The following is a 12,593-nucleotide window of genomic DNA, read 5'->3' as shown; positions in this document are numbered from 1 at the left end:
TCATGGAAAGTGCATACGACTACGAAAACGCTGTGATCCAGGGCCTGCTGGACACCGACTACTACACCTTCACCATGATGCAGGCCGTGTTGCACCAGCACCCGAATGTCGATGTGGAATACCAGTTCATCGTCCGCTCCAGAGAGAAACTGGGGCACCTGATTCCCGAGCTGCGGGTGGAGCTGGAAAAACTCGCCGGCCTCAGCATGCGCGAAGGCGAGCTGCGCTTTCTGTTCAACCAGCGCCGTGAGTACTTGACCCCGGATTTCGAGCGCTTCCTGGGGCTGTTCCGCTTCAACCTGCGCTATATCCACGTCAGTGAAATCGACGGCCAACTGAACGTACGCGTGGTCGGCCCGATGCTGCACTGCATCATGTTCGAACAGCCGGTATTGGCCCTGGTCAGCGAGCTGCGCAACCGCGACAAATACCCCGACGTCAGTCTCGAAGACGTCACCCGCAAGCTCTACCAGAAATTCGACTGGCTGGAGAAAAACCTCACCCGCGATGAACTGGCCGACCTGCGTGTCTCGGACTTCTCCACCCGCCGGCGGTTGTCGTTCAAGGCCCAGCGTGAAGTGGTCGACATCATGCGCCGCGACTTTCCCGGCCAGTTCATCGGCACCAGCAACGCGCACCTGGCCTACGAATTCGACCTGCCGCTGATCGGCACCATGGCCCACCAGTGGCTGATGGTGCACCAGCAACTGGGGCGGCTGCGGGAAAGCCAGAATGCGGCGCTGGAAAACTGGGTGCGCGAATACCGTGGGCGCTTGGGTATCGCCCTGACCGACTGCATCAGCACCGACTTTTTCCTCAAGGATTTCGACCTGTACTTTGCCAAGCTGTACGACGGTTTGCGCCAGGACTCCGGTGACCCGATCGTCTGGGCCGACAAGGTGTTGGCTCGCTACAAGGAGCTGGGCATCGACCCGATGACCAAGGACCTGATGTTCTCCGATGGCCTGAATTTCGAGAAATGCCTGCCGATCCTGCGGCACGTGCGGGGCAAGGCCAAGTTCGGCTTTGGCATGGGCACCAGCCTGGCCTGTGATGTCGACGGAGTAGAGCCGCTGAGCATCGTGATGAAACTGGTGCGGGTGCACGGCGAGCCGGTGGTGAAATTCTCCGATGACCCGATCAAGAACGTCTGCGAAGACGCCTCGTTCCTGCAGTATGCGGCGCAGGTGTTCAACGTCGGCAACGTCAATCCGCAACTGGGGGTGTGACATGGACACTCAGGCACGTATCGCACAAGAACTGAAGATCAACCGGCTGCTCGGCAAGGGGGGCGAGGGAACTGAGCTGCAACGGCGCATCGACTTCATCAAGGGCACCTTGCGCCAGTCCGGCTGCCATGCGCTGGTGCTGGGCATCAGCGGCGGTGTCGACTCACTGACCGCCGGGCGCCTGTGCCAACTGGCAGTGGAACAACTGCGCAACGAAGACTACGAGGCGCGGTTTATTGCCATGCGCCTGCCCTATAAAACCCAGGCGGACGAGCGCGACGCCCAGGCTTCCCTGGACTTTATCGCACCGGACCGGATCGAGACGCTGAACATCGCCGCCTGCGTCGACGGGCTGATGGGCAGCCTGTCTGCCGCGCAAGCCAGCGCCGAACGCATCGACTTTATCAAGGGCAACGTCAAGGCCCGGGCGCGGATGATGGCGCAGTACGCCGTGGCGAACCTGCACAACGGCCTGGTGGTGGGCACCGACCATGGCGCGGAGGCGCTGATGGGGTTTTTCACCAAGTTCGGTGACGGCGCCTGCGACCTGGCGCCGCTCTCAGGGCTGACCAAGACCCAGGTGCGCCTGCTGGCCAGCGCCCTTGGCGGGCCACGGCAGTTGGTGGCCAAGGCACCGACTGCCGACCTGGAAGAACTGGCACCGGGCAAGCCGGATGAGTTGGCGTATGGCTGCAGCTATGACGAGATCGACCGCTACCTGATGGGCGAGGCAGTGAGTGAGCGGGTGAGGGCGATTGTCGAGAGCGCTTACCTCAAGACCGCCCACAAGCGAGCATTACCGGCGGTTCCCGACTAAGACTTCCTGTTCCTTCCCGGCACTGTTGACGTTGACCGTACGCGCCACGCTCACGCGGTCACCGTCAAACCCGCATACCACCCGATCGCGAAACGCGGTTTGCGGGTAGATCCAGGTCATCTCCAGCGTCCCGGTATCCAGCCAGCGCGCGCCGGCAACGATCTGCGCATCCTTGAACTCATAACCGTGGTGCAACGCCCGGCCCGGCATGTTGGTGGTGCCGGCGATCCAGTGATCAATCCCCACCTCTAGGGCATGAGTCGCCTTGCTGTCGGTCAGTTGGAAGCGCAGTACATTGCCTTCGACGGCGAACGCCAATTGCTGCACATCCAGCCCGTTGGGCTCTACCTGATACACGCCCGTGAAATCTCTCGGCCCTGCACACGCTGAAAGCAACTCAGGCCGCTGTGCCATGCTCGCCAGACGTTGCTGCAACCGTGCATCCGCTTCGGGTTTGACCGTGCAATCATCGCCAAACGCCGCCGGAAAATGCCGCTCGACAAACGGAGTCAGCTCCGCCGAATTCTTCATCCCGCCGATCACCACCAGCGTTGCACCGTACTCGCGGAACACCATCGCCATCTGCACAAACACCCCGACAGCGCTGAAGGCGTGTGCCGGTTTCATCATCCAGTGATAACCGTAGCGGCTGTCCGGCCCGCCTTGTGGTCGGGTGGCCGCTGCAACCCAGGCCGCCGGTAGAACCTGCTTGCCATGCCACACGCCGCCTTGTGCATGCAGCACACCCAGCTTGAGCATGGCCGAGGTCGGCGCCTTCAAGCCATTGCCGCCGGGATTCACGCCATCGGGGCCGATGTCCCAGCTTTCATTATGGATATCCAGCGGTACAAACAGCCGGGGCTTGAGGTACGCGTGCAAGGTTTGCCCGGTGACCTTGTTGATCAGCGCCGAGAGCATGTAGCTGGCCGCACTCGTATAGACGTAGGTGGTGCCCGGTGCATAGGCCAGCGGTATCTTGAAGAACTCGGCAATCCAGCTGGTCTCGATACCCCGCCACACTGAACCCGAGGTATTGGCGGCGTGGCCGGTGCGCATGGTCAGCAGGTGTTCTACGGTCATGTCCGCCAGGCGCGGGTCGGCATCCACCGGCACACACTCCGGAAAGAACGCCACCAGCCGGTCATCCAGTTTCAGCAAGCCTTCATCCACGGCCAGGCCAATGGCGCAGGCGGTGAAGCTCTTGGCCACCGAGTGCAATACCCGCGGCTCGTTGGGGTCCACCGGCCAGCTCCAGCCTTCGGCGACCACGTGGCCGTGGCGGTGCAGCATCAGGCCTTGCAGGTCGAGGCCGGCCGCTTTCACTTCATCGAGAAAGGCAATCAGGTGCTTGGGATCAACGCCGACGCTGCTGGCGCTGGCGCGGGACAAACCATCGTAGGACATGGGCATAAACAGGCTCGTAGGGGGAGGGAAATCAACGGCTGCGGTGCACCAGCCGCGAATAGGAAATCAGCATGCTGGTCAGTTCCTGGCTGACGCTGGTGAGCGGCGACGAACGGCGGCTGATCAGGCATACATCGCGGGTCGCCAGCGGTTCTTCGATGGCGATGGTGGTCAGGGCGCTGGAGAACAGCTTCATCCCCGGCAGCATGCGCGGTTCGATGGTCAGGTAATCGGTTTCCGAAACGATGTGCAGGGTTTCCAGCAACGAATCAGTGGTGATCGCAATCTTTGGCGGCGCCAGGCCCTGGGTACGGAACAGCTCGATCAAGCGGTTCTCCGCGCCGCCCACTACGCCGGCCGGGCGTACGCTGATCCACTGGCAGTCGGTGAGGGCTTGCACGGATTTTGCGTGGGCCTGCGGGTGGCCCTTGCGCGCAATGATGCCGGCGTTTGAGCTGTAGAGGCGGTCGATGGCCAGGTCGATATCGGCCACGTTGGGCGCCAGCGGGCACAAGACGAAATCCAGGCGGCCATCGCGGACTTTTTCCACCAGGCCCTTGGTGGTGCCGCTGGCCACGTGCACCTGCATGCGCGGGAAGCGCTGGGTGAAGTTGCTCAGTACCGGCAGCAGCAATTCGGCCAAGGGTTCGGAGGTGACGCCCAGGGCGATATGGCCTTCGGGCTCGCCTTTCCAGGGTTGCAGGTCGAGCAGGGCACGTTCGCAGTCGAGAGTGATGGAACGGGCACGGGCCAGGAACACCTCGCCGGCCGGGGTCAGGTTGATGCCTTGGTTGGAGCGTTGCAGCAGCACCACCCCGAGTTCCTTTTCGAGGGTCTGGATTGACTGGGTCAATGTGCTTTGGGCCACATCCAACTGGCGTGCGGCCGAGCGGAAGCTGCCTTTTTCAACCACGGAGCAGAACGCGCGAAGATGGGTGAGGGTCATGACGGTGGGCTCGCTCAGTGCTGCATTTAAACCATTGAATGCCAGCCAGCTTATCTGATGACTATAGGTGAGCACAGATCGGTCTGGATGATCGCGATCATTATTTCTGATCAGGAAAACCCCATCTTTTCCAGCTCAAGGCCCTGATTTCTCGGTACGGTAAGGCCAGGGCAACCCACGGACGGTTGATGATCGGATAAACCGAGCCCGATCACTCGGAGCGTTCTTCTCAAGTTGATCGGGTGGCGAATAAGATCGTTCCAGGAACATTCGCAAACCGTAATCAGCGACTAAAACAACAACAACTATTCAGGTGTTCGGCCGTGCCTCTTTTTGGGTCCTGCCAGCGTCCGAACCCAAGCGTAAGGATCATTCAAGGTGCATTTATCATGAACAAGACTTTATTCCTGGCTGGCGCCTTGTCCGCCGCGCTGGTGGGCACTGCCCACGCCGAGAATCTATTGAAAGTCGCGTTGAACGCCGACATTCGCAGCACCGAGCCAGGCGTCAACCGTGACACCAATTCCGACGCCGTCATCTTGCACATTACCGAAGGACTGGTGGCCTTCCGTGAAGATGCCACCGTCGGCCCGCTGCTGGCCAAAGACGTGCAGGTGTCCGACGACGGCCTGCGCTACACCTTCCACCTGCGCAACGGGGTCAAGTTCCAGAACGGTGCGCCACTGACCTCCGCCGAAGTGCTGTGGACCTGGAAACACTACCTCGACCCGAAAACCCAATGGCGCTGCGCCCCTGAATTCGACGGCCATGGCGGCGCGAAAATCGTCGACATGAGCGCCCCGGACCCACTCACCGTGGTGTTTACCCTGGACAAGCCCAACGGCCTGTTCCTCACCAGCACCGCGCTGCCGGAATGCGGTGGCAGCGGCATCCTGCACCCCGACTCGGTGGTCGACGGCCAGTGGAAAGCCCCCATCGGCACCGGCCCGTTCCGCCTGGGCGAGTGGAAGCCCGGCCAATACATCGACCTGCTGCGCAACGCCAACTACACCCCGCGGGACGAGAAAGAGCCGGATGGCTACACCGGCAATAAAAACACAACCCTCGACCGCGTGCGCCTGCTGGTGATCCCGGACCCGGCGGCGGCCAAGGCGGCCTTGCTGTCGAAGAACGTCGACCTGCTGATTGACGTCACGCCGCTGGACGCCACCGAACTGGCTGCCAACCCCGGCATCAAGGTCACCTCCAGCGGCACCATGTCAGTCAACGCGTTGCTGTTCCAGACCCGCGACCCCTTGCTCAAAGATGTGCGCCTGCGCCAGGCCATCGCCCATTCGCTGGACTCCGCACAAATCGTCGCCGCCCTGACCGGTGGCCGTTCCCAGGCCAACAATTCGATGGTCGCCAGTGGCAGCCACTACCACCAGGCAATCGAGAACCAGGGCTTCGATTTCGACCCGGCCAAGACCGCCCAACTGCTGCGGGAAGCTGGCTATAAAGGCCAGCCAATCAAACTGATCGTCAACAAGCGCTACGCCGCGATCTTCGACATGGGCGTGTTCGTGCAAGCCATGGCCAAGGCCAGCGGCATCAACCTGGAACTGGAAACCCTGGAGTGGGGCACCCAGCTGGAGCGCTACCAGACCGGCAACTACCAGATGATGGCGTTCCCGTATTCCGAACGCCTTGACCCGGCCCTGAGTTTCGACTCGATGACCGGCGACAAGGACAAGGAAGCGCGCAAGGTCTGGGACAACCCCCAGGCCCAGGAATGGCTGCGTGAAGCCCAGCGCGAAGGCGATATCAGCAAGCGCCAGGCGCTGTTCGACCAACTGCATCAGCAGATGCTCAAGGACGTGCCGATGATCCCGATGTACAACGGCAACGCCATCGCCGCCAGCCGTGATTACGTCAAAGGCCTGCGCACCTGGCCGGTGTCCAAGCCGCGCCTGTGGACCGTCAGCGTTCCTGCGACCGGGAGTAACTGAGGATGTTGCGTTTCATCTTTCAACGGCTGGCGATGTCGATCCCGACCTTGCTGCTGATCTCGCTGATGGTGTTCGCGATCATCCGCCTGGTGCCCGGTGATCCGGCGCTGCTGATGCTCGGCGACATGGCCGATGCCCACAGCCTGGAGGTCGCCCGTGCGTCCCTGGGCCTGGACCAGCCGCTGCCGCTGCAGTTTGTGATCTGGCTCAAGGCGGTGCTCAGCGGCGACCTCGGGCATTCCATCACCACCAATGAAGCGGTGTTGCCGCTGATCCTTGACCGCTTCCAGGTGAGTGCCGGGATCGTGCTGGTCTCGGTGTTGCTCGCGGCGTTGATTGCGGTACCGGCGGGCTTGCTCTCGGCGTGGAAACAGAACAGTTCCCTGGACTTTGGCGTGGTCTCCACCGCGACCCTGTTGCTGTCGATCCCGAGTTTCTGGCTGGGCCTGCTGTTGCTCTACGCGTTCGGCATCAAGCTCGGCTGGCTGCCGGTGGTGGGTTACGTGTCATTCGGCCAATCGCCGTGGCAGGCCTTGAGTTTTATCGTGCTGCCGATTGTCACGCTGACGTTGGTGGAACTCGGCGCGATCACCCGCATGGCCCGGGCCAGTGCAATTGAAGTGCTGCGCCTGGAATACATCACCCATGCCCGCGCCAAGGGTTTGTCGGAGCGGGCGGTGTTGTGGCGCCATGCGCTGCGCAACTCGTTTGCACCGACCCTGACCCTGATCGGCCTGATCCTCGGCAACCTGCTCAGCGGCATCGCGGTGCTCGAAACCGTGTTCACCCTGCCAGGTATCGGCCGGCTGATGGTCGACGCCATCTACGCCCGGGACTACCCCGTGCTGCAAGGCTGCCTGCTGCTGGTGACCTTTGTTTATGTGCTGGTCAACCTGTTGGTGGACCTGCTGTACCCGCTCTTCGACCCCAGGGTTAAGTTATGAATAAGCCTCTACCTGCCGCACCCGAGGTGCTGTTGCCGGCACCGGCGCGTGCCCCCAGGGCCTGGCGTATGCCGCCGCTGAACGCGCTGATCGGCGCGCTGCTGCTGGCCTTGTTGTTGATCATGGCCTTGCTGGGCCTGGTCTGGACGCCCCATGACCCGTTGGCCTTGAACCTGCTGGCGCGCTTGCAGGCGCCCACCGCCGCGCACTGGCTGGGCACTGACGAGTACGGTCGCGACGTGCTGAGCCGCCTGATGATCGGCGCGCACACCAGCCTGTGGGTGAGTGTGTTGACGGTGACGCTGGCGATCACCGCCGGCACGGTACTGGGCCTGCTGGCCGGGTTCCTGCGGGGCTGGGTCGACCGGGGCTTGATGATGGTCAACGATGCGTTGCTGGCGTTTCCCGGGATCCTGCTGGCCCTGGGCTTGATGGCGATCATCGGCCCGAGCCTGTACGGCATCGTGTTCGCCTTGAGCCTGGCCTACACACCGTCGGTGGTGCGGGTGGTGCGCGGCACGGTGTTGTCGTTGCGCGAGAAAGAGTTTGTCGAAGCCTCGCGGGTGATCGGTAACTCCGAGCTGTACACCATGCTGCGGCACATCGCGCCGAACTGCGTGGCGCCGGTGTGCGTGCTGGCCACCAGCATGTTCGGCTGGGCGATCCTGGCGGAAAGCTCCCTGAGTTTCCTCGGCCTGGGCGTCCCGCCGCCGGCCGCCACCTGGGGCAACATGCTCGCCGCCAGCCGGCCGTATATCGCCACGGCCAGCTGGCTGGGGCTGTTTCCCGGTGTCTGCATCGCCATGGCGTTGCTGGCGTTCAACCTGTGCGGCGATGCCTTGCGCGATCGTCTCGACCCGCGGATGAGTAAATGACCATGACTGACGTCCTTCTGGCAGTCGACCAGCTGAAAATCCGCGTGGGGGCCAACGGCCCGCTGGCGGTCAACGACCTGAGCTTCACCATCGCCCCCGGCGAAATCGTGGCGCTGGTGGGCGAGTCCGGCAGCGGCAAAACCATGGCCGCCCGCGCCGCCATCGGCCTGTTGCCACCGCCGCTTGCACAATGCAGCGGCCAGGTGCGTTTCCAGGGCCATGACCTGGGCAGCCTTGCGCCTGAGCAACTGCGCCAGTTGCGTGGGGCGAAGATCGGCATGGTGTTCCAAGAACCCATGGTGTCCCTCAACCCGTCCATGAGCATCGGCGAGCAAATGGCCGAGGGCCTGCGCCTGCACACCAGGCTGAGCGATGCGCAGATCCGCGAGCGCAGCCTGGAGATGCTCGGGCATATCGGCATCAAGGACGCCGAGCGTTGCCTGGCGGCGTTTCCCCACGAGTTCTCCGGCGGCATGCGCCAGCGCATCATGCTCGCCTCGGTGATGCTGCTGCGCCCGGCCTTGCTGATTGCCGACGAGCCCACCACGGCCCTGGATTGCCTGGCGCAACTGGACGTGTTGAAACTGATGCTCGACCTTACGCGCGAGCAGGGCACGGCGATCCTGTTTATCAGCCACGACCTGTCGCTGGTGGCGCGCTACGCCGACAAAGTGGTGGTGATGCGCGAAGGCCGCGCGGTGGAGCAGGGCACCATCGAGCAGATCCTGCTGGCGCCCAAGGCCGAGTACACCCGGCAACTGCTCGAGGCCCTGCCGCGGCGCGGCACCCTGGCAGCCTTGCCCAAGGCGGACCGGCCGTTGCTGACGGTCAAGGACGTGTGCATCGAGCACCCGGGGCCGCGCAGCCTGTGGGGCCGCAGCCAGTTCAAGCGGGTGGTGCATTCGGCCAACCTGTCCATCGCCCCGGGGGAAACCCTGGCGCTGGTGGGCGGCAGCGGCTCGGGCAAGACCACCCTCGGACGGGCGATTGTCGGCCTGAACAGCCCGTGTTCCGGTGCCATCGAGTTTGAGGGCGTGGACATTCTCAAGGCTGGCAACCGTGACCATCGCCTGCAATGCCAGATGATTTTCCAGGACCCGTATTCGTCCCTCGACCCGCGCATGAAGATTGGCGACATCCTCGCCGAACCCCTGCGCCATGTGCCCGGCATGACGCCCGCGCAGCGTCGTGAGCGGGTGGCGAAAACCCTGGTGGACATCGGCCTGGCGGAACAGTTTGTCGACCGCTTCCCGCACCAGTTGTCCGGTGGCCAGCGTCAACGCGTGGCCATTGGCCGGGCGCTGGTGCGGCACCCGCGACTGGTGATTGCCGATGAGCCGATCTCGGCGTTGGACATGACCATCCAGAAGCAGATCCTCGAGCTGTTCGAGCGCCTGCAGGCGCAGTACGGCTTTGCCTGCCTGTTCATCTCCCACGACCTGGCGGCGGTGGAACGCATCGCCCACCGGGTGGCGGTGATGAGCGAGGGCAGGGTGGTGGAAATGGGTGCCCGCGACGAGATCTTCGACCGCCCGCAGCACCCCTACACCCGCAAGCTGCTGGCCGCCGCCAGCCCCTTGGAGAAACTTGAAAACGGTGGCTACCGCATCCGCCAGGGCCCCGTACCGCTAGCGCTGTAACCCAGGACTGACGTCACCCGCCGCGCAAATCGCCGATTTGCGCGAACGGCGAAGCCATGCCCGAAGAACAATAAAAACACCAACCCCCACCCCACTGCCAGGAGCTAAAAAAATGAAAAAATCCCTGACTCAACTCATCACCGGCGTCGGCGTTGTCAGCAGCGGGCTGGTCCCGTCACTGGCCCATGCAGACTTCATCAAGGACAGCAGCGGTACGCTGGACTTGAAGAACTACTACTTCAACCGTGACTACCGCGAGGCCGCTTCCCAGTCGATGCGCGCCGAGTGGGCCCAAGGTTTTATCCTCGGTATCAAGTCCGGTTTCACCGAAGGCACCGTGGGCTTCGGCCTGGACCTGACCGGCATGCTGGGGGTGAAACTCGACTCCAGCCCGGGGCTGTCCGGTACCGGTTTGCTGCAGCGTGACAGCGACAAGAATGTCTCCGACGAGTACTCCAAGCTTGGGGTCACCGCCAAGGCCCGCTTCGCCAAAAGCGAGCTGCGTGTGGGCTACCTGGTGCCGGACCTTCCGATCCTGCAACCCAACACCAGCCGTCTGTTTCCGCAGTCCTTCAGCGGCACCCAGCTGGTGTCCAACGACATCAGCAACCTGAAAATCACCCTCGGGCAGATCGACCAGGCCAAGGACCGTGACTCCACCAACTACGAAGACATGAAGCTGACCACGGTGAGCAAGGTCTACAAGAGCACCGCCCTGAGCGACCAGTTCCGCTTTGCCGGTGGCGACTACTCGCTGACCCCAAACACCTTGCTCAGCTACCACTTCGCGGCGCTGGACAGCATCTACCAGCAGCAATACGTGGGCTTCAAGAACAACTTCGGCCTGGGGCCGGGCACGCTGAAAACCGACGTGCGCTACTTCAAGTCGGACAAGGACGGCGCGGGCCTGGCGGGCAAGGTCGACAACAGCGCCTTGAGCAGCCGCCTGACCTACCAGTACGGCGGGCACAGCATCGGCGGCGGCTTCCAGCAGCAATACGGCACCACGCCGTTTACCTACCTGGACGGCTCCATCACCTACCTGTTCACCGAGTACCAGTTCAGCAACTTCACCCAAACCAGGGAGCGAGCCTGGCACGCCCGCTACGACTACAACTTCGCCGATCTCGGCTTGCCCGGCCTGTTGTTTGGGATCAAGTACGCCAAGGGTGATTCGGCTGAAGTGCTCGGCTTCAACCGCGAAGGCCGCGAGTGGGAGCGCGACCTGGACCTGGGCTACGTGGTGCAGAACGGGCCCTTCAAGGGCGTGTCGATGCGCTGGCGCAATGCGCTGAGCAAAGGCAACTACTTCAACGACGTTAACGAGAACCGCGTGATGCTGGGTTACACCCTGGCGCTCTGGTAACCACCCACTGTGGGAGCGGGCTTGCCCGCGATGGCGGTGGGTCAGTCACGGAATAGGCTGGCTGACCCACCGCCATCGCAGGCAAGCCAGCTCCCACACTGATCGGATTACCAGATCAAGATAGTGTGGGCCGCCCTTACAGACGATCACGCCGGCTCGTTAATATTTCTTCAGCGTTCATCACTCGAATATCGAGATTTCCGGTTTATGAAACTTAAATCACACCCCTTGCTGCAAGCGACACAAGGCACCCACAGGCACGTGGACAGTGAGCATTACGGTGCAATGGGTGCAAGTCGAAAAATCTATATCCAGGCGGCGCTGCATGCCGACGAAACCCCGGCGCTGCTGGTGGCCGCGCACCTGCGCCGGCAATTGGTAGAACTGGAAAATGCCAACCGGCTGAATGCGCAAATCGTGCTGGTGGCCGTGGCCAACCCCACCGGGCTGAGCCAATACATCATGGGCGCGCCCAGCGGGCGTTTCGAACTGGGCAGCGGGCGTAATTACAACCGGGGCTTTCCGGTGCCGTACCAGGCAATCGCCGACAGGATCGAGCACCTGCTGGGCCAGGACATCGACGCCAACCGCCAACTGATCCGCCAGGCCTGGGGCGAATGTCTGCTGGACGCGGCGCCGCTGGACGAATTCCAGTCGCTGCAACGCACCCTGATGCTGCTGGCCCACGATGCCGACATCGTGCTGGACCTGCACTGCTCCCGCGAAGCGGCGATGCATGTGTACACCGGCGAGGCAGTGTGGGCGACCGTGGAGCCGCTGGCGCGCTACATCGGCTCTGAAGCCTCGTTGCTGGCCACCGATTCCCAGGCCAACTCGTTCGATGAGGCGCTGTACCTGCTGTGGGTCAACCTGCGTGAGCGGTTTGGCGATCGGTTTCCGATTCCGGACAGCAGCGTGGCGGTGACCGTCGAGCATCGTGGCCAGCGGGATGTGTCCTATGAACTGGCAGAACATGACGCCACGGCGATCATTGATTACCTGACCCACCTGGGCGCGGTTGAAGGCGCGCCACGGCCTTTGCCAGCCCTGCGTAACCCGGCGACGCCGTTGGCCGGCAGCGAACAGTTTTATGCGCCGTGCGCCGGGGTGCTGGTACACCGGGCGGCGGTGGGCAGTCGCATCGAGGCCGGGCAGGCGTTGTTCGATATCGTTGATCCCCACAGTGGGCAGGCCACCACGGTTTGCAGCCACAACACCGGCGTGTTGTACATGCGCCGTGACGTGCGCTTTGTGAAGCCGGGGGATCCGCTGGGCCGGGTGTCCGGTGCCACGCCGATTCGCAGCGGCAAGCTACTCAGCGCCTGATTTGCCAGCTATGGAATACGGTCAAAATGTGGGAGCGGGCTTGCTCGCGAATGCGGAGGGTCAGTCGCCGGAGATGTTGGCTGACCCTCCGCATTCG

General features: G+C 62.9%; 10 protein-coding genes. 8 read left to right on the top strand and 2 right to left on the bottom strand.

Annotated elements, in window-relative coordinates; genetic code table 11:
• Positions 1-2: 2 nt before the first annotated feature.
• Complete coding sequence (gene pncB, locus AC3WKX_RS17920; protein WP_003208126.1) at positions 3-1,229, top strand: nicotinate phosphoribosyltransferase; 1,227 nt, start codon at positions 3-5, stop codon at positions 1,227-1,229.
• Position 1,230: 1 nt separating this feature from the next.
• Entirely contained in the window at positions 1,231-2,046 is an 816-nt protein-coding gene (gene nadE / locus AC3WKX_RS17915; protein WP_102604800.1) for an NAD(+) synthase, read from the top strand.
• Here the strand turns inward: nadE and AC3WKX_RS17910 are convergent.
• Positions 2,026-3,456, bottom strand: coding sequence for a serine hydrolase domain-containing protein (locus AC3WKX_RS17910; RefSeq protein ID WP_102604801.1), 1,431 nt, complete (start codon positions 3,454-3,456; stop codon positions 2,026-2,028). The genes nadE and AC3WKX_RS17910 overlap by 21 nt on opposite strands.
• Before the next feature lie 25 nt (positions 3,457-3,481).
• Positions 3,482-4,396 carry a LysR substrate-binding domain-containing protein gene (locus AC3WKX_RS17905; RefSeq protein WP_003208132.1) on the bottom strand — a complete coding sequence of 305 codons (915 nt, stop codon included), beginning with the start codon at positions 4,394-4,396 and terminating at the stop codon, positions 3,482-3,484.
• A 389-nt stretch (positions 4,397-4,785) separates the two neighbouring features.
• Between AC3WKX_RS17905 and AC3WKX_RS17900 the strand changes: the two genes are divergently transcribed.
• From AC3WKX_RS17900 to AC3WKX_RS17875, 6 genes are all read left to right on the top strand, one after another.
• Positions 4,786-6,345, top strand: a complete 1,560-nt coding sequence (locus tag AC3WKX_RS17900) for an ABC transporter substrate-binding protein (RefSeq protein WP_008437103.1) — start codon at positions 4,786-4,788, stop codon at positions 6,343-6,345.
• A 2-nt stretch (positions 6,346-6,347) separates the two neighbouring features.
• Positions 6,348-7,289, top strand: a complete 942-nt coding sequence (locus AC3WKX_RS17895; RefSeq protein WP_003208135.1) for an ABC transporter permease — start codon at positions 6,348-6,350, stop codon at positions 7,287-7,289.
• Positions 7,286-8,164: an ABC transporter permease gene (locus AC3WKX_RS17890; RefSeq protein ID WP_102604802.1), complete on the top strand. Its 879-nt coding sequence runs from the start codon at positions 7,286-7,288 to the stop codon at positions 8,162-8,164. The genes AC3WKX_RS17895 and AC3WKX_RS17890 overlap by 4 nt, the downstream gene beginning before the upstream one ends.
• A complete protein-coding gene (locus AC3WKX_RS17885) occupies positions 8,161-9,804 on the top strand; it encodes an ABC transporter ATP-binding protein (RefSeq protein WP_102604803.1) in 1,644 nt (547 codons plus the stop codon). The genes AC3WKX_RS17890 and AC3WKX_RS17885 overlap by 4 nt, the downstream gene beginning before the upstream one ends.
• 112 nt (positions 9,805-9,916) lie before the next feature.
• Positions 9,917-11,170: an OprD family porin gene (locus AC3WKX_RS17880; protein ID WP_008437109.1), complete on the top strand. Its 1,254-nt coding sequence runs from the start codon at positions 9,917-9,919 to the stop codon at positions 11,168-11,170.
• Between the two features lie 207 nt (positions 11,171-11,377).
• Positions 11,378-12,496 carry a succinylglutamate desuccinylase/aspartoacylase family protein gene (locus AC3WKX_RS17875; protein WP_087694149.1) on the top strand — a complete coding sequence of 373 codons (1,119 nt, stop codon included), beginning with the start codon at positions 11,378-11,380 and terminating at the stop codon, positions 12,494-12,496.
• Positions 12,497-12,593 lie beyond the last annotated feature (97 nt).

It is taken from the genome of Pseudomonas sp. GP01-A4 (assembly GCF_058780865.1).
Note: the sequence above shows the minus strand (reverse complement) of the source record. Positions and strands in the feature narration are given on the sequence as shown.

What these genes read in the sequence shown, in the direction of transcription:
- nadE (WP_102604800.1), top strand. Translation starts at nt 1,231, where the DNA reads ATGGACACTCAGGCACGTATCGCACAAGAACTGAAGATCAACCGGCTG.
- AC3WKX_RS17895 (WP_003208135.1), top strand. Translation starts at nt 6,348, where the DNA reads ATGTTGCGTTTCATCTTTCAACGGCTGGCGATGTCGATCCCGACCTTG.
- AC3WKX_RS17890 (WP_102604802.1), top strand. Translation starts at nt 7,286, where the DNA reads ATGAATAAGCCTCTACCTGCCGCACCCGAGGTGCTGTTGCCGGCACCG.
- AC3WKX_RS17900 (WP_008437103.1), top strand. Translation starts at nt 4,786, where the DNA reads ATGAACAAGACTTTATTCCTGGCTGGCGCCTTGTCCGCCGCGCTGGTG.
- AC3WKX_RS17875 (WP_087694149.1), top strand. Translation starts at nt 11,378, where the DNA reads ATGAAACTTAAATCACACCCCTTGCTGCAAGCGACACAAGGCACCCAC.
- pncB (WP_003208126.1), top strand. Translation starts at nt 3, where the DNA reads ATGGAAAGTGCATACGACTACGAAAACGCTGTGATCCAGGGCCTGCTG.
- AC3WKX_RS17885 (WP_102604803.1), top strand. Translation starts at nt 8,161, where the DNA reads ATGACCATGACTGACGTCCTTCTGGCAGTCGACCAGCTGAAAATCCGC.
- AC3WKX_RS17905 (WP_003208132.1), bottom strand. Translation starts at nt 4,396, where the DNA reads ATGACCCTCACCCATCTTCGCGCGTTCTGCTCCGTGGTTGAAAAAGGC.
- AC3WKX_RS17910 (WP_102604801.1), bottom strand. Translation starts at nt 3,456, where the DNA reads ATGCCCATGTCCTACGATGGTTTGTCCCGCGCCAGCGCCAGCAGCGTC.
- AC3WKX_RS17880 (WP_008437109.1), top strand. Translation starts at nt 9,917, where the DNA reads ATGAAAAAATCCCTGACTCAACTCATCACCGGCGTCGGCGTTGTCAGC.